The following is a 23,834-nucleotide window of genomic DNA, read 5'->3' as shown; positions in this document are numbered from 1 at the left end:
TTGTCAAGGGGAGGACGGCATACTAGTTCCGCTCTGGGTTCGTGGGCTCGGTGATGTGTATAAGAGCCAGGGGTACCAGTGGGTCGTGCACAGCTGCAACACCGAGTTCCGGGGATTTCTCTTTCCGTTGCCCGTGCTGCTCGAATGCGAGATCAGCCAGGCTGGCAGGCACCGGCCGACGCAGTCGCGCTTCCAGGCGACGGTCTCCCTCTACCAGGGCGGCCGGGTGACGGTGGTCAGCACCATGGAGTTCGCCGCCTACCGGGAGAGGACGCTCGAACGCGCGGAGCGTATGCAGGCGACACGAGCCGTCCAGGAGACCGTGGCGAATCTGTCCGCGCGGCCGAGCTGACGTGGTGCTGATGCTCGCGCGAAGGTTTCCGCTGCTGCTCATGATTCTCGCGGCGCCGGCGCTGGTCTACGCGATCGTGCGGGAGCTGCTGCAGTGGGACGAACCGGCGCACCGCCTGGCCGCGGCCCTCTACCTCATCCACCTGTGCTGGATTGTGCTGGAGAGCCGGACAACGGTGAGCAGTTCGCAGCAGGACGAGCGGCCGACGGACCGCGGGACACTCCAGTTCTACGGGACGGCTCGGGCCGTCACGGTCATCGGCGCCACCTTCGGCGCGAACGACCGGCACGACCTGCACCTCTGGATGCTGGCGACCACGCTGCTGTTCCTCGGTGGCATAACCCTGCGACTGGTGGCCATCCACAGCCTCGGGCGGTTCTACTCGCACAGCGTTCGAGCCCTCGGCGACCACGAGGTCGTGCAGGGCGGTGTGTACAGGTGGATACGCCATCCGGCGTACGCGGGCATGATCCTGGCGAACACCGGCTTCGTGCTCTTCTTCCTCAATCCGCTCAGCGTCGCCGCGCTGGTCGTCCTGCTCATCCCGTCGATCATCGTCCGCATCCTGATCGAGGAACGTCTCCTCTTCGCCATCGACGGGTACCCGGAGTACGCCTCGGGACGCCGTCGCCTGATCCCCCATGTGTGGTGACTGACATGCGCTCGATCCCGCGGACAAAGGGACCGACCAGATCCGGACCGGCCGGGTCGGGACCGGCCCGCTTCGTCCTGACCAGAGGGGAGCACCTGCTCCGGGAGGCGGACGTCGGGCCCAAGTTCGCCCGGCAGGCTCGGATGGCCCGTGCGGGTCTGCCCGTTCCCCCGTTCTTCTGTCTCTCGGCCGCCGCCTTCACGGCGGTGGTGGAACCACTGCGCCAGGAGATCGAGGGCGCCGTGCGCCACCTCGACGTCACCGACCGGGCGCGGCTGTCCGAACAGGCGGAGGTGCTGCGCCAGGCGGTCCTCGGCGCACCGCTGCCCGCGGGCCTGCCGGACGCCCTGCTGCGCGCCTTCGAGGACAGCTTCGGGCGGGACGGCACCGTGGCGGTACGCGCCTCGATGGTGGGCCGTGCCGGCGCCGGCACGGAGGACTCCGCCGACGACGCCTTCGCCGGCATCAGCGACAGCTTCCTCTACGTCCCGAGGGAGCATCTCCTGGACCGGGTCCGGCAGTGCTGGGCGTCCGGGTTCAACGCCGACGCGATGCTCTACCGGCACGCGCGCGGCGACAGCCCGACGGCGTTCGCGGTGAGCGTCGGGGTGCAGCGGATGGTCCTCGGTGAGCGTTCGTTCGTGCTCTTCACCTGCGATCCCCAGACCGGGCTGCGCAACCCCGTCCTCGCGGCGGGCCTCGGCATCGGCGAGGGCGTCGTGCAGGAGCGCGTGGCGGTCGACCACTTCTTCGTCGACGGCGCCAGCGGCGAGATCCGGTCGGAGGTGGTGCGCAAGGAGCGGCGGATGGGCCTCGGCCCGGACGGCCCCGGCGCGGGTCCGGTGCCGCTGCCCGTGCCGGAGGAGGAGCGGGATCTCCCCGCCCTCAGCGACGCCCGGATCCAGGAGGTTCTCCGCCTCGGATCCCAGGTCGAGGAGCTGTTCGGACGTCCGCAGGACATCGAGGGCACCGTCACCGGGGACGGGGTGGTGCACCTGCTCCAGGCCCGGCCGGTGGTGCTCGACTGGGAGCACCAGCGGATCTGGAGCAACGCCAACATCACCGAGAGCTTCTCCGGAACCACCACCGCGCTGACATACTCGTTCGCCCAGTACTTCTACCAGGCGATCTTCCGCGACGTGTACCGGCGGATGGGCGTCCCGGCCGCCTCCCTCGACCGGCACGGTGACGACCTCACGGGCATGATCGGCCTGTTCGACAACCGGGTCTACTACGCGCTGGACTCCTGGTACCGGCTGCATCGCCAGGCCCCGCACTTCGCGCTGTGGCGGCGGCCGTGGGAGCGCATGATGGGCCTGGAGACCTCCAGCCCGGACGCGCACCACGACCGGCTTGATCTGAGCGCCGCCCACCTGCCGGAGCTGGCCTCGTCGGCGGCCCGGGTCCTGGGTGCTGCCGTCCGGCACGCCCGGAGCATGGAACGGTTCGAGACGTGGTGGGCCGGCGCCCACACCCGCTACCGCGCCACGGCGCTCACGGATCCGCAGCCGCTGCAGCTGGTGCGACAGTTCCGCGCGCTGTGGCGGGAGGTCGGCGAGCAGTGGGGGGTGACGCTCCTCAACGACGTGATGCTCACCGTGACAGCCGGGGTGGCGGCGGGGCGCTTCCGCGGCTGGCTCCCGGCCGCGGAGCAGGGCCTGCTCAGTGACCTCCTCTGCGGCGGCGAGGAGAACCGCAGCGTCACTATCCTGATCTCCGCGGTCGCCTGCGCGGAGCGACTGCGCGCCACCCCCGACCTGCTCGAGGACCTGGAACACAAACCCGTCGACGAGGTGTGGGAGACCCTGACGGCCGGCGGGTACGGCGCGGACGGCGAGGACCTGCACCGCCGGATCAGCCGGCACCTCGACCGCTACGGCGACCGGGGCCTGGAGGAGCTCAAGCTGGAACAGCCCAACCCCCGGACCCGCCCGGCCGAGTTCCTGCGCCAGCTCGCCGACTACGCGCGGGCGGGCATGACGGTGGACGAGCTGCGCGGCCGGGAACGCCGCACCCGGGCCGAGGCCGAACGGACGCTGGCCGGGCACCTGGCCGGGCGGCCCGTCCAGCTCCGGGCCCTGCGGTACCTGCTCGCGCGGCAGCGGCAGTACATCTACTTCCGCGAGAACTCCCGGTACTGCCGCAGTGAGCTGTTCGGTCTCGCGAAGGAGACCTTCGTCGCGCTGGGCCGGGCGCTGGCCGACCGGGGCGTGCTGGACACGACCGACGACGTCTTCCACCTCACCCAGGACGAGGTCTTCGGCTTCTTCGACGGGACCGGGGTCACGCAGGACCTGCGCGGGCTGGTCGCCGTGCGCCGGGCCGAGAGCGACCGCGAGCAGGCCGAGCTGCCCATGCTGTTCGCGACGGTCGGCGCCGTCCGCGACATGCTGCCGTCGCCCGCCGCACGCGGACCGGACGACCGCGAGCTGCGCGGCCTGGGCTCGAGCGGCGGCAAGGTCCGGGGCGTCGTCAAGCTGGTCCTCGACCCGCACCAGGTGGGAGCCGCGGACGAGGGGAAGATCCTGGTCGCCCGGGAGACCGATCCCGGCTGGCTGTTCCTGATGCTGTCCGCCCGGGGGATCATCGTCGAGCGGGGCACGATGCTCTCGCACACGGCGATCACCGGCCGCACGTTCGGCATCCCCACCATCGTGTCGTTGCCGCACGCCACCACCCGCATCCCCGACGGGGCGCTCGTCGAGATGGACGGCGCCGCCGGGACCGTGGTCGTCCTGGAGGGGGCGGGGTGAGCGGCCCGGCCACCGGCCTCGCGCGCGACGGCCTGGCGCGCGACGGCCTCGCGCGCGACGGCCTCGCGGAGGACGGCCGCAGGGCCGACAGGCTCGCGGGCGACACCCGGACGAGCGCGGCCGGACGCCTCCTGGCGTTCGTCCACGAACGCTCTCCCCTGCGGGTGTACCTGACCTATGCGGTGCTGTGGGTGCTGGCGCTCTCCGGCGCGCTGCATCTCGCCACGCCCGACGCACCGGCCTGGCGGCTCGACCTGTCGCTGGCGGCCGAGGTCGCCACCGTCTGGCTGATGCTGCTGTTCGGCCGGATCGTGGACGAGCAGAAGGACCTCGAGTACGACCGGGTGCACAATCCGGGACGGCCACTGCCCCGCGGCGCCGTCAGCGTTCTGGAGCTGCGGATCGCCATGGCGGCCGTCGTGGTTCTGGTCCTCGCCCTCAACGCCTGGTCGCACCCGGCCGCGACAGTGCTTCTCGTCGTCGATCTGGGCTATATCTGCCTTCTGGTGCCGCTGGACCGCCTCTCGACCCGCGTACGCGACGGCCTTTTCCTGAACCTGTTGGTCAGCTATCCCGTCCAGCTCATGCTCAGCGTCCAGATCTGGCTCTTCTTCCTGGACGAGACGGGCACGGGACCGCACTGGTCGGCCCCGGCCCTGATCGCGATGGTCGCCGGCGTGTTCCTGCACGTCGAGTTCGCCCGGAAGACCAGCCGGGCGCCGGTGCCGGGCGCGCACCTCTACTCCAACGTCGTGGGTGCCCGGGGCGCCGCCGCCCTGACCGTCGGGATGGCCCTCGCGGCGGTGCTGATCGACCTGGTGGTCCTGCGGCCGTGGGAGGTCTCCGGACCGGCACTGCCGACGGCCTGGCTGCCGCTCACCGCCCTCGGTTTCGTGTGGATGGGTGCGCGCCGCTTTCGGGCCGCCGGCACGACGGTCTGGCCGGCGGCACTGGGGATGGGGTTCCTGGCCTGGTTCTACCTGGGCCTGACCGTCCAGAGCCTGGCCGTCGGGACGATCGACATCGCCTGGTGACCACGAGCTGGTGACCACGAGGGGAGAAAGACGCGTGGAGAAGAGAATCCTGCTCACCGGCGCCGGCGGGTTCATCGGCGGTGCCGTGGCCCGCGAACTGGTCCGGCGAGGATGGGCCGGGCAGGTGCGGGCCGTCACCCACCGCCGGCCACCCGCCACCCCCGGTACGCGCCTCACGTGCGTCCAGGCCGACCTGGCGGATCCGGACAGCCTGCGGGGGCTGTGCGACGGGATCGACACGGTGGTGCACGCGGCCGTCCTGATCGGTGGCGACGAGGACGCCTGCGAGGCGGTGAACCACCGCGGCACGGCGGAACTGATGCGACAGGCGCGCGAGGCGGGAGTGCGCCGCGTCCTGCATGTCAGTACCGCGGCTGTGCACGGTGACGGCCCTCATCTCCGGGTCACGGAGGACCAGCGACCCGTGCCGGTATCACCGACCAGCCGGACGCGGCTGGCGGCGGAGGGCGAGGTGCTCGCCGCCGGTGGGACGGTGCTTCGCCCCATGTACATCATGGGCGCCGGTGACGTCTGGTTCCTGCCCAGTCTCTGGCAGCTGACCCGGTACCTGGATGCGTGGATCGACGGTGGTGAGGCGCTGCTGTCCTGCACGACGGTGGACCAGCTCGCCGCGGTGCTGGCCGACGTCGCCACCGGCGAGCGGGATCTCGAACCGGGCACGGTGTACCACGCCGACCACCCCGAACCGGCCCGGGTGCGAGATCTGATGATCGCGCTGGCCGAGAGCCTCGGGCAACCGCTTCCGCCGGCGGCCGCCCGGGTCAGCCGCGCCGAGGCCCTGGCCCTGCTCCCCGACGGCATCGGCGCGCAGGCGCTTCGCCTCTTCGGTGAGACCCGCTGGTTCGACACCACCCGCCTGTGGAGCGCGCTCGGCGCGAACCCGGGGCCGGGCCCGGCCCCGGCGAGCCTGGTCGCCTCCTACCGGGACTGGTACCTGCCCCAGCTGACCGGGGAGGCTGCCTAGGCGGGCAGGGGCTCACGGCCCCTACGGGGACGGCGAGCCCGAGACAGCGAGCGCTCCGGCCTCGTCTCCGGCCACCTCGCCCGCGCCCGCGGTCTCCCGCTGGCGACGCTCCCTGGCCGACCCGGCGGGCGCGCGCCTGGCGGCTGCCCGCTTCGGCGGAGGAGGAGAAGCCGACACGGCATCGTTCTTCTCCACCTCCGTCCAGGCGGTGTCAATCTTCGCCGCGCGGGAGATGGGAGTGGCCTCGCCGTATCCGGCGTACTCACCGAGAACGGACGCCATCTCGTCGCAGCACTCGTCACACAGGTCCAGCCGCACGAATCGCCCGTCGTAGGCGAGCGCAGCCGTCCTCGTCGCCGCTACCTGGTCCTTGTCGTGACGCCCCGCATTGTCGCACCAGACATTAACAAGCGAAATAACCTCACGCACCACGACCGCCACCTTCTCCCACGCCCTACACTCCCAAATGTTTCTTGAGATCAAGACTACTGGGATGGTCGGGGCAGCGCAAACGAGGTCTCGACCGTGCGATTCCGCGGGTGATGTCGACCGGGCCACTCGGAAATGGCGGCGGAGGGACTTCCACCGCCAATGGACGCGCCGTCAAACCACCTTGTCGGCACGGAGGGCGACGATCTCGTCCGCCGAGTATCCGAGCTCGGCCAGGACGGCGTCGGTGTGCTCCCCGAGCGCGGGCACCGCGCCCATCGGCGGGGACCACTCGGCCGCGATCGGCGGCGGGAGCAGTGCGCGCACGGTGCCGGTGGGGGTGGCCACGTCCTGCCAGCGGTCCCGGGCGACGAGGTGCGGGTGGTCGAGGACCTCCTGGACACTGTTGAGGCGGGCGTTGCCGAGCCCCGCCTCGTCGAGGATCTCCTGTGCCTGCGCCAGGGTGAGGCTCTTCGACCAGGCCGAGATCACGGTGTCCAGCTGGGTGCGCTCGCGGACCCGGTCGGCGTTGCCGGCGTAGGCCGGGTCGTCGGCCAGGTCAGGACGGCCGAGGACCTGCCGGGCCAGCCGCTGCCACTCGCCGTCGTTCGTGGTGCCGAGAACGACGGTCTGCCCGTCGGCCGTCGGGTACGCCCCGTAGGGTGCGACGGCGGGCGAGCCGACGCCGGCCGGCTCCTGCTCGATGCCGGTGCCCATGGTGAAGTTGAGCGGGTAGCCCATCCACTCGGTGACGACGTCGAAGAGGCTGACCGCGATCGCCGAGCCACGCCCGGTCTCCCGCCGGGCGTAGAGGGCGGCGAGGATTGAGGACAGGGCGTACATGCCGGTCGCGAGGTCGATGATCGGGATGCCGGCCTTCGCCGGCCGCCCGGGCTCGCCGGTGATCGCGCAGGAACCGCCCTCGGACTGCACCAGCAGGTCGTAGGCGCGCTTGTGGGAGAGCGGGCCGCCCTCGCCGTAGCCGGAGATGTCGACCGCGACGAGCCGCGGGTGGCGCGCGGTGACCTGCTCGGCGGCCAGGCCACGCCGGCTCGCCGCGCCGGGCGCCAGGTTCTGGATGAGGACGTCGGCGCGGCTGAGCAGGCGTTCCAGCGCCTCGGCGCCGCGGGGGTCCGTCCAGTTGAGGGCGAGCGACTCCTTGCCGCGGTTGCACCAGACGAAGTGGGCCGCCATGCCGTTCAGAGCCTCGTCGTAGTGGCGGGCGAAGTCACCCCCGCGGGGGTTCTCGACCTTCACCACCCGGGCGCCCATGTCGGCCAGGTGGCGGGTGGCGATCGGAGCGGCGACGGCCTGCTCCAGTCCGACGACCAGCAGTCCCTCCATCGGGCGCCGGCCGCCTCCCGTCGCCCCGTGACGTTCCCGCTCGTCTGTTGCGGTCATGGCGGCCTCCTACGGGCTGAGCCAGCAGCGTCCGGATGACGCCTGGCGGACGCACGGGCTGCCGGCCGGGACGGAGACCCTGCCCGGCAGCCCGTGCGATGGGACGCGTGGGGAAACCCTGGCGGCCAGCAACCCCCCTGCGGGGGACGGCCCGGGGCTGGAGCTGTGGACGCGGTCCCGGGCGGCTAGTCGGCCTTCTTGATCGCCGTCTTCATCTGGTCGAGGTTGACCAGCACCGGCCACCCGCCGACGCTCAGCGCGTTGCCGTGCCCGGTCTGGTGGATCTCGAACACGGACTGGATCGCCGCGTAGAAGCCCTGGACGTCCAGCGTCTGGTTGACCGCGCGCTTGGCCTGGCGCAGCCCGAAGCTCGGCATCGTGGCGATGTGCTCGGCGAGCGCGCGGACCTGCGTGTCCAGCTCCGCGCGGGGCACGACCCGGTTCACCATGCCGACCTGCTCGGCCTCGGTCGCGGTCACGGCCCGGCCGGTGAACAGGATCTCCTTGGCCTTGCGCGGCCCGAGCTCCCAGGTGTGGCCGTGGTACTCGACGCCGCCGATGCCCATGGCCACGACGGGGTCGGAGAACAGCGCGTCGTCCGCCGCGATGATGAGGTCACACGGCCAGGCGAGCAGCAGCCCGCCGGCGATGCACCGGCCCTGTACCGCGGCGATGGACGGCTTCGGGACGTTGCGCCACCGCAGCGAGAACTCGAGGTAGCGGCGCGCCTCGATCCGGTAGATGTCCTCCAGGGTGATCTTCTCGGGGACGGGCTCGTTCGACTTCAGGTCGTGGCCCGCCGAGAAGTGCTTCCCCTCGGCCCGCAGGATGATGACGGCGACGTCGTTGTCGGTGGCAGCACGCGTCCAGGCCTGGTCGAGCTCCTCGAGGAGCTCCGCGTTCTGGGCGTTCGCCGCTTCAGGACGGTTGAGAGTAATCGTCGCGATCCGGTCGGCGACGTCGTAGTCGATGTACACACCAGCTCCTCAGCTCCGGGGCAGTCCGAGCACCCGCTCGGCGATGATCGTGCGCTGGATCTCCGAGGTGCCTCCCGCGATGGTCCCGGAGAAGGAGCGCAGGTAGCGCTCGAACCACCCGGACGAGAAGGCCTCGAGGCTCAGGTGAGCGTACGGCGCGGCCACCACCGGATGGACCAGTGCGTCCGCCCCGGCGGATTCCATCGCCTGCTCCGAGGCCTTCTGCACCGCCTCCGAGCCGAGCAGCTTCAGCACCGACAGCGCGGCGACGTCCTGCTCGCCGCGCGCGGCGCGGGCCAGCGCCGCCGAGCCGAGCAGGCGCAGCGCCTGCAGGTCCATGACGAGGCGGGCGTAGGCGTCGGCGCCGAGGACGTCGCTCGGGTGGAAGTCGCGGGCGAGGTCCTCGAGCCGTTCGGCGAAGCTCAGCCACAGCAGGGTGCGCTCGTGCCCGAGCGAGCCGTTGGCGACGTGCCAGCCGTTGTTGAGCGCGCCGACGAGGTTCTCGGCGGGCACCCGGACGTCGTCGAAGAAGACCTCGTTGAAGTCGACGTCATCACGGTCGACCACCGAGCCGAACGGCCGGCGGGTCACCCCGGGGGTGTCGGTCGGGATCAGCAGCACGCTGATCCCCTTGTGCTTCGGCGCGTCCGGGTCGGTCCGCACGAAGGTCAGCAGGACGTCGGCGTCGTGCGCGCCGGACGTCCAGATCTTCTGGCCGTTGACGACGAAGTGGTCCCCGTCGAGGACGGCGCGGGTGCGCAGCGAGGCGAGGTCGGACCCGGCGCCGGGCTCACTCATCCCGAGCGCCGCGGTGATCTCGGCGCGCAGGATCGGCACCGCCCAGCGGCGCTTCTGCTCCTCGGAGCCGAAGGAGAGCAGCGAGGCGGCGATGATGCCGAGGCCCTGCGGGTTGAAGCTGTGGTAGATCCGCCGCCGGCTGAGCTCCTCCAGGTGCACGTACTGCTCGACGATGGAGGCGCCCCGCCCGCCGAACTCGGGGGTGTTGCCGGGGAGCAGCCAGCCGGAGTCGAACAGCAGCCGCTGCCAGCGCCGGGCCCAGTCGGGCACGTGGGCGCTGGAGTAGGCACGCTCGGTGGTCTCGGCCTCGGTGGGCAGGTTCGCGTCGAGGAAGGCCGCGAACTCGGCGCGGAAGCTCTCGACGTCGGCGTCAAATGTGAGCTGCACGGTACTCCTCGGCGATCAGTGCCCGGTGTTCGGCGGCCCCGCCGAGCAGCAGCTCGCCCGCCACCGCCCGCTTGAGCGCGAACTGCAGGTCGTTCTCCCAGGTGAAGCCCATGCCGCCGAACAGCTGCAGACCGTTGCGGACGACGACGGACTGGCATTCACCGGCCGCCGCCTTCGCCATCGACGCGGCGCGGCGGCGCCGCGGGTCGTCGGCCGCGATCGTCAGCGCACCGAAGTAGGCCAGGGCGCGGGCCCGCTCGAGCGCGACGTGCATGTCGACGGCCTTGTGCTTGACGGCCTGGAAGGAGCCGATCGGCGCGCCGAACTGCTCGCGGGCGCGGATGTGGTCGAGCGTGAGGTCCAGGATGCGGCGGCAGGCGCCGACGATGGTGAGCGCGAGCCCGGTGAGGGCCAGGTCCCGCGCCGGGCGCGGGTCGACGGCCAGCCGCGCGTCGGCGGCGACCCGGACGCCGGGCAGCGTGACACTGGCGACGTGCAGGGTGGGGTCGAAGACCGGCAGCCTGGTCACGACGGCCTCGGAGCCGGGGATGGCGAAGACGCCGGCCTCGGTGACCACCGCCAGCCAGTCGGCGCGGTCGCCGTCCAGGACGTGACGCGCCGAGCCGTGCAGGACCCAGCCGTCGCGGTCGCGGTGGGCGGTGACGCCGTCCAGCACGGCGGAGCCGGTCTGCCCGGGCTCGGCGACACCGGGCGCGAGCGGCGCGAACCAGGTGGTCGTCGCGAGGAAGGGGGTGGGGTCGACGGCGCGGCCGAGCTCCTCGAGGAGGATGGCCAGCTCGACGGCCTCACTGGGCTCCACCAGCTCCGTCCAGCCGAGGCCGGTGTAGGTGCGCCACAGCGGGGCGGGGTCGGCACCGTCGTCGGCGACCGCGCGGACCAGCTCCGGCGGGCACTCCCGGGTCAGGACCTCCCGGGCGGTCTTCTGCCACAGCCGCTGGTCGGAGTCGAACTCAAAGAGCATGCCCGGCTCCTCGGAAGAACGTCACATCGGCTCCTCGCGGTAGATGCACCCCGTCGTGTACCGCACCTGGACGTGCGCCCACCCGCGGCGGGTCGGGCGCGGCCCGGGACCGACGGCCCCCGCCGACGTTCCCAACATCCCAGAGTCGGTTTGCAGGTTCCAGGTAAGGTCCGACCCGCCTGTAGCCGTTCGGGGCGAACTGGTGCGAGAATACCATTCTCGCCGACCGAAACCACGGTCTCGTAGCCAGTATGTGTGGCCTACCACCACGGTTGGCGGGATGTACCGGCAGCAGTGCAGTACGTTCTGAACATGGCCCAGAAGACGGAGCTGCCCGTGACCATGCCTAAGGAAGAGCCGGCCTGGAAGCAGCGCGCCGTCGAGCGCTCCACGCGGGCCGCCAAGCTCCGCGCCGAGCAGCGCGTCGTCCAGTTCCTGGACGCGGCCCAGGCGATCATCGCGGAGAAGGGCTCGCTCGACCTGACAGTACAGGAGGTCGTGGACCGGTCGCGCCAGTCGCTGCGTAGCTTCTACCAGCACTTCAGCGGCAAGCACGAGCTGCTGCTCGCATTGTTCGAGAACGCGCTCAGCGAGTCGGCCGAGGAGATCAGCGAGGCCGCCGCCGACGAGCCCGACCCACTGATCCAGCTGCGCATCGCCGTCCGCCTCCTGTTCGAGCAGAGCCATTCCGATCAGGCCCGGCAGCGCCGGCCGCTGTTCACCGACTTCGCGCCGCAGCTGCTGATCTCGCATCCGGCCGAGGTGAAGGTGGCACACGCCCCGCTGCTCGCCGTGATCACCGAAATGATGACCCGGGCGGCGGCGAGCGGTCAGCTCCGTCCTGATCTCCGGCCGCGCCGCGCGGCGGCAATGGTGATGCAGACCGCGATGTTCCTTTCGCAGTCAAACGGTGTCGCCGCGGGTGAGCATGCCCACCCGATCACCGCCGACGAGGTCTGGGCATTCTGCCTGACCGGCTTCAACGGAACGGCGAACAACTCCGCCAACGGCTCCGCGACGTCTAACGGCTCCGCGACGTCCTGACCAGAAGCTCGGCCGCCGAGTAGGGGTCGCGCCGGCCGGCGGCCACCTCGTCGGCGAGGCCGGCCAGATCGGGGTGCTCGCGCAGGCGGGTCTGCGCCAGCGACAGGATCTGGGCGTGCGCCCGGGCCGTGCGCCTGGCCGGCGTGTCGGCGCGGTGGTGGGCGTCGATCGCCTCGGCCAGGGCGGCGATCCCCTCCCCCTTCGACGCGACGAGGGTCAGGACGGGGACGTCGATCTCCTGGTGCAGGTCGCGGACGGTCTGGTCGGCGCCCTCGCGGTCGGCCTTGTTCACGACGATGATGTCGGCGACCTCCAGCAGGCCCGCCTTGGCCGCCTGGACGGCGTCGCCGGCGCCGGGTGTCAGCACGACCAGCGTGGGGTCGGCGACCGCGGCGATCTCGATCTCGGACTGGCCGACCCCGACGGTCTCCAGCAGTACCAGGTCGTAGGACAGCGCGGCGAGGACCCGGACGGCGGCGGGCACCGCCGCGGACAGCCCGCCCAGGTGGCCGCGGGCCGCCAGCGAGCGGATCAGAACACCCGTGTCGGTGGTGTGCGCGGCCATCCGGATCCGGTCGCCGAGCAGCGCCCCGCCGGAGTAGGGCGAGGACGGGTCGACGGCGAGCACCGCCACCCGCAGCCCGCGCTCCCGGTAGGCCCCGACCAGGGCGCCGATCGTGGTCGACTTCCCGGCGCCAGGCGGGCCGGTCACCCCCAGTACCCGGATCGGCGCCGGTTCCAGCACCGCGAGAAGCTCGTCACGCCCGGAGCCCTCGACCATCGTGAGCAACCGGCCGACCGCGCGCAGTGAACCTGCGCGCGCGGCGGCCACAGTCTCCAGAATGGTCATCGGGCTGCGCCGACCCGGCCGGGGCACGAACCCGCCGCGCGCGGCCGGACCGTCGGCCGCATCAACGGCCCCGTCGCGACGCAGTCCCGCGAGAACCGGGAACGACAACTGCCGTAAGGCACCGCTCTATTGATCGGGATCGCATTCATGAGAATGTTAGTGTTCCAGATCGAGAGCATGACTAGCAAGAGAGGGAAACGTTAATGCAGATCAGCGGAAACTCCGCCCTCGTCGTCGGTGGTACCGGCGGCCTCGGTGAGGCCACCGTCCGTCGTCTCCACGCCGCGGGCGCGAAGGTCGTCGTCGCCGACGTCGCGGACGAGAAGGGCAAGGCGCTCGAGGCCGAGCTGGGCATCAGCTACGTCCACGTGGACGCCACCTCCGAGGAGGACATCCTCGCCGCGATCGCCGAGGCGAAGACCCTGGGCCCGCTGCGGATCTCGGTCGACACCCACGGTGGCCCGGCCGGCGGCGGCCGCCTCGTCGGCAAGGACGGCTCGCCGCACAGCCTGGACACCTTCCAGACGACCATCACGTACTACCTCACCTCGGTGTTCAACGTGACCCGGCTGGCCGCGGCCGCCATCGCCCAGGAGGAGCCCCTCGAGGACGGCACCCGGGGCGTCATCGTCAACACCGCGTCGATCGCCGGCTTCGAGGGCCAGATCGGCCAGATCGCCTACGCCGCCGCCAAGGGCGGCGTCATCTCCATGACGCTGGTCGCCGCGCGTGACCTGTCGCCGCTGGGCATCCGGGTCAACGCGATCGCTCCGGGCACCATCCTGACGCCTGCCTACGGCAAGGCCGGCGACAAGCTGGAGGCCTACTGGGGCCCGCAGATCCCCTTCCCGAAGCGCATGGGGCAGTCCCCCGAGTACGCGCTGCTCGCTGAGCAGCTCATCGTCAACGACTACCTCAACGGCGAGGTCATCCGCCTCGACGGCGCCCTGCGCTTCCCGCCGAAGTAGGTTCCGGCAGCAGCAGGTTCCGCCAGCCCACGGCCCGGCCGGGGTCCCGGTGTGACACCGGGGCCCCGGCCGGCGCGGTCAGCCTGTCAGGCCTGTCAGGCCTCCAGCCCGATGATCCGGGTAGCGATGATGTTCTTCTGGATCTGCGACGTCCCGCCCATGACGCTCTGGGACCGGCTGTACAGGTAGGTGCCCAGCAGCTCGGGGTCGCGGGTGCCCCCCGCGTCCAGCGAGGCGTGACCCACCGACTGCTCGACCCAGGTCATCAGCAGCTTGTCCAGCGAGCCGTCCGGGCCGTGGCTGAGCCCGTCGAGCTGCTCGGACAGCCGGCGCCGTACGTGCAGGCGGAGCATCTCGGTCTGCACGGAGGCCCACCGCAGCGACTCGGACGGTTCCCCGTCGAGGCGCGCGACCAGGTTGCGCACGGTCTTGCCGTACCGTGCGGTGAACCCCAGGGTGGAGGGCTCCCGCTCGTGGCTGACGACCGTCATGGCCAGCTTCCAGCCCTCGCCGGGCGCGCCGACCATCTGGTCGGCCGGCACCGTCGCCCCGTCGAACAGGACCTGGCCGAACTCCTTGGTCACCCCGCTGATCATCGGTAGCGGGCGCTGCTCGATGCCAGGCTGGTGCATGTTCACGATGAACCCGGAGATGCCCTTGTGCCGCGGCACGTCCGGGTTGGTGCGGGCGAGCACGAGGCACCAGTCGGCGTCGTCGGAGTAGCTCGTCCAGATCTTGTGGCCGTTCAGGACGTAGTGGTCACCCTCCAGGGTGGCCGTGGTGGTCAGCGAGGCCAGGTCGGAGCCGGCACCGGGCTCGCTGAACCCCTGGCACCAGCGCTCCGTCCCGTTGATCATTCCAGGCAGGAAACGCTGCCGCAGCTCCTCGCTGCCGTGCCGGCCCAGGCCGATCACCAGGTAGCCGAGGCTCGGGCGGGCCGGGGCGCCGGCACGGGCCAGCTCCTCGTCGACGATCACGTCGTAGACGGGGGGCAGCTCCTGCCCGCCGTACGCCTTCGGCCACGAGGTCCCGAAGAACCCGCCGGCGTGGAGCGCCTGGTGCCACTCGGCCGCCTTGGCCCAGTACTCGTCCCCCGAGGTCGGGAACTTCTTCGCGTTCTCGCCCAGCCAGTCCTGCAGCCGCGTGCGGAAGGCGGCCTCCTCCGGCGAATCACGAAAGTCCAAGATCGATCTCCTCCAGAGAGACGGGCAGCAGCGCGCCGGACGTCAGCACGCGACGCAGGAAGACGTGGGCGAGGCACTCCCAGGTGTTGCCGATACCGCCGTGCACCTGGATCGAGGTCTCGCAGATGGTCCGCGCGGCGCGCTCGGTGTAGACCTTCGCGACCTTGCCGGCCCGCAGCGCCTCGTCCGGGCTGAGCTCGTCGACGGCCCAGGCGGCGTACCGCAGGACGCTGACCGAGCCCTCGATCAGCGCCAGGCTCTCGGCGAGCAGGTGGGCCACGGCCTGGAACGAGCCGATGGTCTTGCCGTACTGGGACCGCACCTTGGCGTAGTCGCAGGCCAGCGCGTACGCACCGCGGGCGGCGCCGAGGATGTCCGCGGTCGTGACGACCAGGGCCAGCGCCTCCCAGCGCTGCACCTCCTCCGCCGGGATCTCGCCGACGGGCTCGAACGCCCCGGTGACCGCGGCGTTGGTCCGGGTGAGGTCGATCCCGAACACCGGCTCACCGACCCCGGCGGTGCCGATGCCGACGCTCCCGGCACCCGCGATGCCGGCGCTGGTCCCGAGCACGCCGAGGGCCGTGCCCAGACCGCGGGCGTCCACCGCCTCCTCGCCGACGGCGAGCGCGGTCGGCTCGCCCTCCGTGCCGAGCTTCGCCCGCAGGTCGTCGGCCAGCACCGGGCCGAGGAACGGGACGTCCACCAGGCCCCGCGCGAACTCCTCGACGACGAGGGCGACCTCGACCCCGGAGGCGCCGTCGGTGCGCAGCGACCGCCAGCCGGTGGCGGCGACCGCCTTCTCCAGGCGTTCGACCCGCTCGGTGTCGTCAAGGTCGAGGACGGATCCCGGCCCGAGGTCGTCGGCCAGCCGGGCGGCCGCGGTGCGCAGCTCGCGCTGCTCAGTGGTCAGACGTACGTCCATAACTCTCCTTGAGCAATCGCCTCAGTACCTTGCCCGAGGGCAGGCGGGGGATGTCGGCCACGAACATGACCTCTCGGGGCCGCTTGTAGGAGGCGAGCCGCTCGCCGACCCAGGCGACGAGCTCCGCCGCCTCGACCGGCCCGCTGGTCGTGACGGCGGCGACCAGGGCCTCGCCGTCGGCCGGGTCGGGAATGCCGAACACCGCGCAGTCGGTCACCAGGGGATGGGCGTGCAGCACTCCCTCGACCTCCGCGGGGGCGACCTGGAACCCGCGGACCTTGACCATCTCCCGGACCCGGTCGGTCAGCCGCAGCCAGCCGTCACCGTCCAGGCTGCCGACGTCACCGGTGCGGTACCAGCCGTCATCGAACGCCTCGGCCGTGGCCTCCGCGGGCAGGTAGCCGGCCATCAGCGAGTCGGCGCGGGCCTGGATCTCGCCGGTCTCCCCCGGCCCGAGCACCGCCCCGGTCTCCAGCGACACCGCGCGCAGCCGGACGCCGGGCACCGCCTTCCCGACGCTGTCGAGCCGTGCGCTGCCGTCGAGCGGGCTGCAGGTGATGACCGGCAGCTCGCTGGCCCCGTAGGCGGGTACCCAGCCGACGCCGGCACGCCGGGTGACCGTCTCGGCGACGCTCGCGGTGACCGGGGTGGCGCCCCACATGATGTACCGCAGGGACGACAGGTCGTACGACTCGAGCGTGGGATGCGAGGCGAGCGCCAGCGCGATCGGCGCGACCGCCATCTCCACGGTGATCCGGTCGCGCTCGATCGCGCGCAGCATCAGTTCCAGGTCGAACCGGCGGTGCAGGCGCAGCCAGGCGCCGGTCTCCAGCGCGGTCACGATGTTGAGCAGGCCGAGGATGTGCGACGGCGGGGTGGTGATCTGGATCCGGTCCGCGGCGGTCAGGCCGAGCGCGCCGCGCCAGTGGCCGACGGCGGCGGCGAAGGACCGGGCCGTGTGCCGGACGGCCTTCGGCAGGCCGGTCGTGCCCGAGCTGAAGACCAGCAGCGCGTCGGCGTCCGGGTCGGTGGCGGGGAACGGGCCGCCGGCGTCGGGGAAGGGCTCGTCCAGGTGCCACATCGGCAGCAGGGCGCCGAGTGCCTCCTGGTCACCGATCGCGCGCTCGGCTCCGGTGACGGCCAGCGCGTGCTCGATCTCGGCCTTCTTCCAGGACGGGCTGAGCAGTACGATGGCCGCTCCCAGCCGCCAGGCGGCCCGGACCGCGACAACGAACTCCGGCCGGTTCGAGGCCATGAGCGCGACCCGCTCACCGGCCCGCACCCCGTGCTTCGCCAGCGCCGTGGCCATCCCGTCCGTCAGCGCCTCGATCCGTGCCAGGCTGTACTCCCGATCGTCGAAGACGAGCGCAGTCCGGTCACTCACTGGCGCTCCTCTCGAACGGTCACCACGCGGGTCGGAAGGTCACCACGCGAAGCAGCTGCGCACGGGGGCACTGCTGCGGCCCCCACTCGCGTTCGGAAATTATATTCTCACCCAAGTAGAATCTTCATACCAGAAGGAGGCCGTTGATGCCGAGACCCCCTCTGTTCCAGAGGGCGACCGTCACCCGGGTCATCCGCGAGACCGCCGACACCCGCACCTTCGTCATCGCTCCCAGCAGCGGGCCGTTCACCTACCGGGCCGGGCAGTTCGTCACCTTCCGGCTCCAGATCGACGGTGAGGAGCTGCTGCGCTCGTACTCGATGTCGAGCGCCCCGGAGACCGACACCGAGATGATGACGACCGTCAAGCGGGTGCCCGGCGGCCGGGTCTCCAACTGGCTGATCGACAACGTCTCCCCCGGTGACGAGGTCGAGATCACCGAGCCGCACGGCGTCTTCTGCCTGCGGGACACCGACGTCCCGCTGCTGGGCTTCTGCGGCGGCAGCGGCATCACCCCCGTGCTGTCGCTCGCGAAGAGCGCGCTGGCCGGCACGAAGCGCAGCGTCCGCCTGCTGTGCGCCGACCGCGACCAGCCGTCGATGATCTTCGAGAGCGCCCTGGCCGACCTGGTCGCGCAGTACCCGGACCGGCTCACCGTCGTGCGCCACCTCGACACCGACAGCGGCTACGTCGACGCCGCCGGGGTCGCCGCGTTCGTCGGTGCGGACACCGACGCCGACGTCTACGTCTGCGGGCCCGAGCCCTTCATGGATCTCGTCGAGAACTCCTTCCCCGGGCCGGGGAAGGTCTTCACCGAGCGTTTCGGCGCGGCCGCGGTCACCGCGCCCGCCACCGAGGCCGCGGTCGAGGCCGGTGGCACGACGGCCACAGCCACGGCGGAGCTCGAGGGCACGGTGACGATCCACCTGCGCCGCAAGAAGATCGTGGTGCCGCGCCGCCCCGGCGAGACCCTGCTGGAAAGCGCCCGGCGCGGCGGGCTGGCGCCGCCGTTCTCCTGCGAGTCCGGCACCTGCGCGACCTGCATCGCCAAACTCGAGGAGGGCAGCGCCACCATGCGCGTCAACGAGGCCCTGACCGAGGAGGAGGTCGAGGACGGCTACGTCCTCACCTGCCAGGGCGTGCCGGACTCGGCGTCCGTGGTCGTCCGCTACGAGTAGTGACCCGACCGCCGCCGACCGGGCCGTCCGAGGCCCGGTCCGGCAGCGGGCAGGCGCGCAGAGTTGTAGCCTCGTCACGGTGAATGGCGCAGCTCTTCTCCCGGACCTTGACGGGACGGAGCGCGGCCTGGTGGTGATGATGTGCGGCCTGTCCGGCTCGGGCAAGAGCACCTGTGCGCGGGCCCTTGAGCGTCGCGGTTATGCCCGGCTCTCGATCGACGAGCTGGTGTGGAAATGGATCGGCCGGGATGCGGCCGAGCTCGACCCCGCGGAGTACGAGCATCTCAGGTCGACCGCCGAGCGGCAGCTGTGGGGCGATCTGATTCGTCTGATGAAGGCGAAGGCTCCCGTGGTCATCGACTACAGCTTCTGGAACCGGAGCACCCGCGATCGCTACAAGGCTCTGATCGAGAGCCACGGATGTCGATGGCTGCTTGTCTTCCTGCCGGCCGAGCTGGAGACGCTGCGGCGTCGACTGGCGATTCGCAACCGGCGTGACGACGCCAACAGCGTCACCGTCTCCGACGACCTTCTGGAACGCTACTTCGCCCACTTCCAGCAACCCGTCGGCGAGGGGGAACGCATTGTCTTCCAGACCAGCATCCCCGCAGATCAAGGATGATCTGATCAAGGTGATGCCGGGTGCAGTTCGTGACTGTCACGCGGCAGGTGTGTCGGCGCCCCGCAGGATATAGAGGTCGTCACCGAAGACGGCGGTGATCTGGATCTGTCCGCCGAGAGCCTGGACGTAGCGGGCGATGACGTCGACGGTGGAGACCTCGCCGCGTTCGATCTGAGAGACCCGGCTCTTGCTGACACCCATGCGCTCGGCGACGTCGGTCTGGGTCAGGCCGAGAAGTCTGCGGCGTTCGGCGAGCCGGTGGCCGTCGATGTAGGCCTGGTTACGTCGGTGAGCCTCGGACAGGGCCTGGTCGCCGCCGGCGTCGGCGACCAGGCCGGCACGGACATCGTCCCACCGGGGAAACCTGGTCATGAGCTGCCCTCCTCGGCTTCCCGTTCTTTCACGTACTCGACGTACAGCGTCTCCGCCTGTGGGATCGCCGTGCGGTACCACCCGGACCAGTTGCCCGACTTGTCGCCGCCGACCAGCAGAATCGCGGAGCGCCAGGGGTCGAAGACAAAACGGTCGACCAGCGGTCGGCCCAGGCTTGGCCCAGCATCGGCCAGCCGGTCAATCGCGTCGACGACGAGGGCCTTCGACCTCGGGTCGAGCCCGCCGGCCCAGGTCAGAAACTCGTCGGTGACGCGGACCTCCCACTCGTCCACGACCGGAGTTTAGCAAATCCTCGACATCCTGACGTCCGGCCGCGCATCGCAACCAGACCATTTGCGCACGTAGCGTGGCCGCGCGACACATGCGCCCTTCTGCAAGTTCTGCGACGGCTTCTCCTGCCCGGTCCCGGAAACCAGGTCGGCCGCCCGGGTGCCCTCTACGTCCTACGCCGTGCCTGTGAAGTCGCCGTGTTCACCGAGGTGGGGTGGGGGGCCGTACTCCGGCTCATAGCCGGCGACGCGAATCGGGCTGGCGACCAGGCGGAACTCGCCGGCCTGCACGACCATGTCCGGGGTGCGTTCGAGTGCCTCGGGCAGCGAGCGGACCTTGGCCGCCGGGACACCGAGGCGCTTCAGGCGCGCCTCCCAGTTCTCGGCCGTGTCGGCGGCGAGGGCCTTGGTGACGACGTCGAGCACCTCCTCGCGCTGCGACGCCCGCTCCGCCATCGTCGCGAAGCCCGTCACACCGGCCTCGGTGGAGAACTTCTTCCAGAAGCCGTCGTGGGTGACGAACAGCGCCAGGTGGCCGTCGGCGGTGGGGAACAGCTGCGCGGGCACGTAATAGGAGTGCGCGCCGTTCGGCAGCCGGCGCGGTTCGACGCCGTCGTTGAGGTAGGCGGACGCCCGGTAGTTGAGCTGGGAGAGCATCACGTCGCGCAACGAGACGTCCAGCTGGCCGCCGCGGCCGGAGACGATCTGGGCGAGCAGGGCGAGCGCCGCCGTCATGCCGGTCGAGTTGTCCGCCGCGGAGTAGCCGGGCAGGGTCGGCGGGCCGTCGGGGTCACCGGTCAGCGCGGCGACGCCGGTGGCCGCCTGGATGACGTAGTCGAACGCCGGGTCGTCGCCGGCGTTCAGCCCGAAACCGGTCAGCGCCACACAGACGATCTTCTCGTTGTACCGGCGCAGCGCCTCGTAGGTGAGGCCGAAGGCGTGGATCGCCGACGGCTTGAGGTTGACCAGCAGCGCGTGCGCGTCGGCGGCCAGCTCCCCGAGCCGGGCCCGGCCCGCCTCGCTGGTCAGGTCGAGGCGAATGCTGCGCTTGCCGCGGTTGAGGCTGGCGAAGTAGGCGTCGCTGACCTGCCGGGAGAGGTCACCGCCCGGCGGCTCCAGCTTCGTGACCTCCGCCCCGAGGTCGGCGAGCAGCATCGTCGCGTACGGGCCCGCGAGGATGTGGCCGACCTCCAGGATGCGGATGCCGGCGAGCGGTCCCGCGCTCAACGCACTTCCGCCGCGAGGGCGGCGATCACTTCCCGTGTCCGGCGCTTGGAGGCGACGAGCTCGTCGCGGTTCTCCCCGATCGGCAGCAGGCGCACGGACAGGTCGGTGACGCCCGCGTCGGCGAAGCTGCGGAACCGGGCCAGGATGGCCTTCTCGTCGCCGACGGCGGCGATGTCCCCGACGTTCGCCGCGTCGCCCTGGTCGAGCAGGCGCTGGTAGTTCGGGGAGACCTCGGCCTCGCCGAGGATGCGGTTGGCCCGTTCCCGGGCCCGGTCGACGTCCTGCGGCGCGCACAGGCAGACCGGGATGCCGGCGACGATGCGGGGCGCCGGGCGGCCCGCCTCCTCGGCCGCCTTGGTGATGCGGGGCGCGACATGGTCGGCGACCGCGCGCTCGTCGGCCAGCCACAGCACGGTGCCGTCGCCCTGCTCACCGGCGATGCGCAGCATGACCGGGCCGAGCGCGGCGAGGAACACCGGCAGCGGGGCGACCGGGCCGATCTCCATCGGGTTGTGGACGGTGAAGGTGTCGTTCTCGACGTCCACCGGCCCCGGCCCACTCAGAGCGGCCTTGAGGACCTGCAGGTAGTCGCGGGTGAACGCGGCCGGCTTGTCGTAGGGCAGGCCGAGCATGTCCCGCACGATCCAGTGGTGCGACGGGCCGACGCCGAGCGCGAGCCGCCCCCCGGTGGCCGCCTGGGCGGACAGCGTCTGGCGCGCCAGCGCCACCGGGTGCTGCGGCTGCAGCGGCACGACCGCCGTGCCGAGCTCGATCCGCTCGGTGCGCGCACCCATCAGCGCCACCGCGATCAGGGCGTCGAAGTCGGACGGGACCTGGGGGATCCAGGCCGTGTCCATTCCCGCGCCCTCGGCCCACAGGACGTCGTCGATCATCCGCCCGACCTTGCGCGCGGAGTCACCCCGCTCCGGTCCGATCATCACGCCGACCCGCACTGGACCCTCCCGATCTGGTTACTTCGATGGCACGTGCACCGGGCCGCCCGGCGGCCCGGGATGCGCGTCAGGGCGACGTGGATGCCGCGGTGAGTTCCCGGACCCGGCTGACGACCTCGTCGAGCGGGGTTCCGGTGGGGAAGACGGCGGCGGCGCCGGCCTCGAGCAGACGCGGGACGTCCGCCGGCGGGATGGTGCCGCCGACGACGACGGCGATGTCGCCGGCGTCGGCGGCCCGCAGTGCCTCGACGGTGCGGGTCGTCAGCGCGACGTGCGCCCCGGAGAGGATGCTCAGGCCGACCAGCGCCACGTCCTCCTGCAGCGCGATCGTGACGATGTCCTCGATCCGCTGGCGGATGCCGGTGAAGACGACCTCGAAGCCGGCGTCCCGCAGCGTCCGCGCGATGATCTTCGCGCCGCGGTCGTGCCCGTCCAGGCCGGGCTTGGCGACCAGTACCCGGGCCGGCATCAGAACACCACCGGCTGCTGGAACTCGCCCCAGACCGCCTTGAGGGTGGCGACCATCTCGCCGACCGTGCAGTAGGCGTTGGCGCAGTCGATCAGGTTGTGCATCAGGTTCCCGGTCCCCTCCGCGGCACGGGCCAGCGCGTCGAGGCTGGCCTGTACGGCCGCGCCGTCGCGTTCGTCCTTGACCTTGGCCAGCCGCTTGAGCTGCCGCTCGCGGCCTTCCGCGTCGAGCTCGTAGGTGGCCAGGTCGGGTGCCGGCTCGTCGGCGACGAACCGGTTCACGCCGACGACCGGCACCGTTCCGCTCTCGATGTCCTTGTGCAGCTGGTAGGCCTCGTCGGCGATGAGGCCCTGCAGGTAGCCGTCCTCGATGGCGCGCACCATGCCGCCGTGCTGCTCGAGGTCGTCCATGATCTCGATGATGCGGGCCTCGGTGGCGTCGGTGAGCGCCTCGACGAAGTACGAGCCGCCGAGCGGGTCGACGGTGCGGGTCACGCCGGTCTCCAGCGCCAGGATCTGCTGGGTGCGCAGCGCCAGCGTCGCCGACTCCTCGCTGGGCAGCGCGAACGGCTCGTCCCAGGCGGCGGTGAACATCGACTGGACGCCGCCGAGCACCGAGGCCATCGCCTCGTAGGCGACCCGGACGATGTTGTTCTGCGCCTGCGGCGCGTACAGCGACGCCCCGCCGGCCACGCATCCGAACCGGAACATCGACGCCTTGTCCGCGGTCGCGCCGTAGCGCTCGCGCACGATCGTCGCCCACCGCCGCCGGCCGGCCCGGTACTTGGCGATCTCCTCGAAGAAGTCACCGTGGGTGTAGAAGAAGAAGGAGACCTGCGGGGCGAACTGCTCGATCGTGAGCCGGCCCCGCTCGATCACGGTGTCGCAGTAGGTCACGCCGTCGGCGAGGGTGAACGCCATCTCCTGCACCGCGTTGGCGCCGGCGTCACGGAAGTGCGCGCCGGCGACCGAGATCGCGTTGAAGCGCGGCACCTCGGCGGCGCAGAACTCGATCGTGTCGGCGATGAGGCGCAGCGACGGCTCCGGCGGCCAGATCCACGTCCCCCGGGAGGCGTACTCCTTGAGGATGTCGTTCTGGATCGTGCCGGTCAGCTTCGCCCGGGGCACCCCCGCCTTCTCCGCGGCGGCCACGTAGAACGCCAGCAGGATCGCGGCGGTGCCGTTGATGGTGAAGCTGGTGCTGATCCTGTCCAGCGGGATGCCGTCGAAGAGCACCTCGGCGTCGGCGAGGGTGTCGACGGCGACGCCGACCCGGCCGACCTCCTCGGTGACCTCCGGGTCGTCGGAGTCGTACCCGCACTGGGTCGGCAGGTCGAGCGCGACGGACAGACCGGTGCCGCCCTGGTCGAGCAGGTAGCGGTAGCGGCTGTTGGACTCCTCGGCGGTGCCGAACCCGGAGTACTGGCGGAAGGTCCAGGTGCGCCCCCGGTACCCGGACGCGTAGTTGCCGCGGGTGAACGGGAACCTGCCTGGCTCCGGCGGTTCGGTCCCGCGGTCGGCGGGCCCGTACAGGGCGCTGACCGGCAGGCCGGAGTTGGTCTGGAAAGAATCGCTCATCGTCGTGTCGTTACCTTCTGGAGACGGAACGTCAACACCGACCC

The 23,834-nt window shown here is 71.4% G+C and carries 23 protein-coding genes and 1 pseudogene; 9 read left to right on the top strand and 15 right to left on the bottom strand.

What is annotated here, in order from left to right; all coding sequences use genetic code 11:
• The 5 genes and pseudogenes from AB1460_RS20165 to AB1460_RS20145 form a co-directional block, all read left to right on the top strand.
• A pseudogene (locus AB1460_RS20165) lies at positions 1–352 on the top strand (hypothetical protein); the annotation flags it as partial.
• A 10-nt stretch (positions 353–362) separates the two neighbouring features.
• Complete coding sequence (locus AB1460_RS20160; protein WP_368963247.1) at positions 363–1,004, top strand: methyltransferase family protein; 642 nt, start codon at positions 363–365, stop codon at positions 1,002–1,004.
• Positions 1,005–1,009: 5 nt separating this feature from the next.
• Positions 1,010–3,757: a PEP/pyruvate-binding domain-containing protein gene (locus AB1460_RS20155; protein WP_368963245.1), complete on the top strand. Its 2,748-nt coding sequence runs from the start codon at positions 1,010–1,012 to the stop codon at positions 3,755–3,757.
• Positions 3,754–4,791 (top strand): hypothetical protein, encoded by a 1,038-nt coding sequence (locus AB1460_RS20150; RefSeq protein WP_368963243.1) that lies wholly within the window; start codon positions 3,754–3,756, stop codon positions 4,789–4,791. Before AB1460_RS20155 ends, AB1460_RS20150 begins: the two co-directional genes overlap by 4 nt.
• A 34-nt stretch (positions 4,792–4,825) precedes the next feature.
• On the top strand, positions 4,826–5,776 hold the full coding sequence (locus AB1460_RS20145; protein WP_368963242.1) for an NAD-dependent epimerase/dehydratase family protein: 951 nt from the start codon (positions 4,826–4,828) through the stop codon (positions 5,774–5,776).
• Positions 5,777–5,797: 21 nt separating this feature from the next.
• Here AB1460_RS20145 and AB1460_RS20140 read toward each other — a convergent pair whose 3' ends face one another.
• The 5 genes from AB1460_RS20140 to AB1460_RS20120 form a co-directional block, all read right to left on the bottom strand.
• Complete coding sequence (locus AB1460_RS20140) at positions 5,798–6,208, bottom strand: hypothetical protein (RefSeq protein ID WP_368963240.1); 411 nt, start codon at positions 6,206–6,208, stop codon at positions 5,798–5,800.
• 171 nt (positions 6,209–6,379) lie between these two features.
• Entirely contained in the window at positions 6,380–7,606 is a 1,227-nt protein-coding gene (locus tag AB1460_RS20135) for a CaiB/BaiF CoA transferase family protein (RefSeq protein WP_368963239.1), read from the bottom strand.
• Between the two features lie 185 nt (positions 7,607–7,791).
• Positions 7,792–8,583 carry an enoyl-CoA hydratase gene (locus AB1460_RS20130; RefSeq protein ID WP_368963237.1) on the bottom strand — a complete coding sequence of 264 codons (792 nt, stop codon included), beginning with the start codon at positions 8,581–8,583 and terminating at the stop codon, positions 7,792–7,794.
• A gap of 9 nt (positions 8,584–8,592) precedes the next feature.
• Positions 8,593–9,768, bottom strand: a complete 1,176-nt coding sequence (locus AB1460_RS20125; RefSeq protein ID WP_368963236.1) for an acyl-CoA dehydrogenase family protein — start codon at positions 9,766–9,768, stop codon at positions 8,593–8,595.
• Positions 9,752–10,750, bottom strand: a complete 999-nt coding sequence (locus tag AB1460_RS20120; RefSeq protein WP_368963235.1) for an acyl-CoA dehydrogenase family protein — start codon at positions 10,748–10,750, stop codon at positions 9,752–9,754. The genes AB1460_RS20125 and AB1460_RS20120 overlap by 17 nt, the downstream gene beginning before the upstream one ends.
• 312 nt (positions 10,751–11,062) lie before the next feature.
• On the opposite strand from AB1460_RS20120, the gene AB1460_RS20115 reads away from it, so the two are divergent.
• Positions 11,063–11,794 carry a TetR/AcrR family transcriptional regulator gene (locus AB1460_RS20115; protein ID WP_368963250.1) on the top strand — a complete coding sequence of 244 codons (732 nt, stop codon included), beginning with the start codon at positions 11,063–11,065 and terminating at the stop codon, positions 11,792–11,794.
• Here AB1460_RS20115 and meaB read toward each other — a convergent pair.
• Entirely contained in the window at positions 11,772–12,644 is an 873-nt protein-coding gene (gene meaB / locus AB1460_RS20110) for a methylmalonyl Co-A mutase-associated GTPase MeaB (protein ID WP_368963234.1), read from the bottom strand. The genes AB1460_RS20115 and meaB overlap by 23 nt on opposite strands.
• Positions 12,645–12,847: 203 nt before the next feature.
• Between meaB and AB1460_RS20105 the strand changes: the two genes are divergently transcribed.
• Complete coding sequence (locus AB1460_RS20105; protein ID WP_368963233.1) at positions 12,848–13,612, top strand: SDR family NAD(P)-dependent oxidoreductase; 765 nt, start codon at positions 12,848–12,850, stop codon at positions 13,610–13,612.
• 95 nt (positions 13,613–13,707) lie between these two features.
• Here the strand turns inward: AB1460_RS20105 and AB1460_RS20100 are convergent, their stop codons facing one another.
• From AB1460_RS20100 to AB1460_RS20090, 3 genes are read right to left on the bottom strand one after another with little or no spacing between them, the layout of a single operon-like run.
• Positions 13,708–14,796: an acyl-CoA dehydrogenase family protein gene (locus AB1460_RS20100; protein WP_368963232.1), complete on the bottom strand. Its 1,089-nt coding sequence runs from the start codon at positions 14,794–14,796 to the stop codon at positions 13,708–13,710.
• Positions 14,783–15,718: an acyl-CoA dehydrogenase family protein gene (locus AB1460_RS20095; protein ID WP_368963231.1), complete on the bottom strand. Its 936-nt coding sequence runs from the start codon at positions 15,716–15,718 to the stop codon at positions 14,783–14,785. Before AB1460_RS20095 ends, AB1460_RS20100 begins: the two co-directional genes overlap by 14 nt.
• Positions 15,696–17,102, bottom strand: a complete 1,407-nt coding sequence (locus AB1460_RS20090; protein WP_368963230.1) for a class I adenylate-forming enzyme family protein — start codon at positions 17,100–17,102, stop codon at positions 15,696–15,698. The genes AB1460_RS20095 and AB1460_RS20090 overlap by 23 nt, the downstream gene beginning before the upstream one ends.
• A 146-nt stretch (positions 17,103–17,248) precedes the next feature.
• Here AB1460_RS20090 and AB1460_RS20085 point away from each other — a divergent pair, with 146 nt between their 5' ends.
• Both AB1460_RS20085 and AB1460_RS20080 read left to right on the top strand, forming a co-directional pair.
• Positions 17,249–18,280: a 2Fe-2S iron-sulfur cluster-binding protein gene (locus tag AB1460_RS20085; protein WP_368963228.1), complete on the top strand. Its 1,032-nt coding sequence runs from the start codon at positions 17,249–17,251 to the stop codon at positions 18,278–18,280.
• Positions 18,281–18,359: 79 nt separating this feature from the next.
• The gene (locus tag AB1460_RS20080) at positions 18,360–18,902 is read left to right on the top strand and encodes an AAA family ATPase (protein WP_368963227.1); all 543 of its coding nucleotides are present in this window, start codon (positions 18,360–18,362) and stop codon (positions 18,900–18,902) included.
• Positions 18,903–18,938: 36 nt separating this feature from the next.
• Here the strand turns inward: AB1460_RS20080 and AB1460_RS20075 are convergent, their stop codons facing one another.
• From AB1460_RS20075 to AB1460_RS20050, 6 genes are all read right to left on the bottom strand, one after another.
• Positions 18,939–19,274 (bottom strand): helix-turn-helix domain-containing protein, encoded by a 336-nt coding sequence (locus tag AB1460_RS20075; protein ID WP_368963225.1) that lies wholly within the window; start codon positions 19,272–19,274, stop codon positions 18,939–18,941.
• Entirely contained in the window at positions 19,271–19,567 is a 297-nt protein-coding gene (locus AB1460_RS20070) for an addiction module toxin RelE (protein WP_368963224.1), read from the bottom strand. Before AB1460_RS20070 ends, AB1460_RS20075 begins: the two co-directional genes overlap by 4 nt.
• Positions 19,568–19,738: 171 nt before the next feature.
• Positions 19,739–20,791 carry a CaiB/BaiF CoA transferase family protein gene (locus AB1460_RS20065; protein ID WP_368963223.1) on the bottom strand — a complete coding sequence of 351 codons (1,053 nt, stop codon included), beginning with the start codon at positions 20,789–20,791 and terminating at the stop codon, positions 19,739–19,741.
• Entirely contained in the window at positions 20,788–21,744 is a 957-nt protein-coding gene (locus AB1460_RS20060; protein WP_368963221.1) for an LLM class F420-dependent oxidoreductase, read from the bottom strand. The genes AB1460_RS20065 and AB1460_RS20060 overlap by 4 nt, the downstream gene beginning before the upstream one ends.
• 67 nt (positions 21,745–21,811) lie before the next feature.
• Positions 21,812–22,213: a cobalamin B12-binding domain-containing protein gene (locus AB1460_RS20055; RefSeq protein WP_368963220.1), complete on the bottom strand. Its 402-nt coding sequence runs from the start codon at positions 22,211–22,213 to the stop codon at positions 21,812–21,814.
• The gene (locus tag AB1460_RS20050) at positions 22,213–23,790 is read right to left on the bottom strand and encodes a methylmalonyl-CoA mutase family protein (RefSeq protein ID WP_368963218.1); all 1,578 of its coding nucleotides are present in this window, start codon (positions 23,788–23,790) and stop codon (positions 22,213–22,215) included. The genes AB1460_RS20055 and AB1460_RS20050 overlap by 1 nt, the downstream gene beginning before the upstream one ends.
• Positions 23,791–23,834 lie beyond the last annotated feature (44 nt).

The sequence above is a fragment of the Parafrankia sp. FMc2 genome, from assembly GCF_041008525.1.
Lineage (GTDB): Bacteria > Actinomycetota > Actinomycetes > Frankiales > Frankiaceae > Parafrankia.
Note: the sequence above shows the minus strand (reverse complement) of the source record. Positions and strands in the feature narration are given on the sequence as shown.

Coding starts and splice junctions, on each gene's coding strand:
- AB1460_RS20135 (WP_368963239.1), bottom strand. CDS start 7,606: ATGACCGCAACAGACGAGCGGGAACGTCACGGGGCGACGGGAGGCGGC.
- AB1460_RS20050 (WP_368963218.1), bottom strand. CDS start 23,790: ATGAGCGATTCTTTCCAGACCAACTCCGGCCTGCCGGTCAGCGCCCTG.
- AB1460_RS20160 (WP_368963247.1), top strand. CDS start 363: ATGCTCGCGCGAAGGTTTCCGCTGCTGCTCATGATTCTCGCGGCGCCG.
- AB1460_RS20075 (WP_368963225.1), bottom strand. CDS start 19,274: ATGACCAGGTTTCCCCGGTGGGACGATGTCCGTGCCGGCCTGGTCGCC.
- meaB (WP_368963234.1), bottom strand. CDS start 12,644: ATGACCATTCTGGAGACTGTGGCCGCCGCGCGCGCAGGTTCACTGCGC.
- AB1460_RS20155 (WP_368963245.1), top strand. CDS start 1,010: ATGCGCTCGATCCCGCGGACAAAGGGACCGACCAGATCCGGACCGGCC.
- AB1460_RS20085 (WP_368963228.1), top strand. CDS start 17,249: ATGCCGAGACCCCCTCTGTTCCAGAGGGCGACCGTCACCCGGGTCATC.
- AB1460_RS20055 (WP_368963220.1), bottom strand. CDS start 22,213: ATGCCGGCCCGGGTACTGGTCGCCAAGCCCGGCCTGGACGGGCACGAC.
- AB1460_RS20120 (WP_368963235.1), bottom strand. CDS start 10,750: ATGCTCTTTGAGTTCGACTCCGACCAGCGGCTGTGGCAGAAGACCGCC.
- AB1460_RS20095 (WP_368963231.1), bottom strand. CDS start 15,718: ATGGACGTACGTCTGACCACTGAGCAGCGCGAGCTGCGCACCGCGGCC.
- AB1460_RS20115 (WP_368963250.1), top strand. CDS start 11,063: ATGGCCCAGAAGACGGAGCTGCCCGTGACCATGCCTAAGGAAGAGCCG.
- AB1460_RS20105 (WP_368963233.1), top strand. CDS start 12,848: ATGCAGATCAGCGGAAACTCCGCCCTCGTCGTCGGTGGTACCGGCGGC.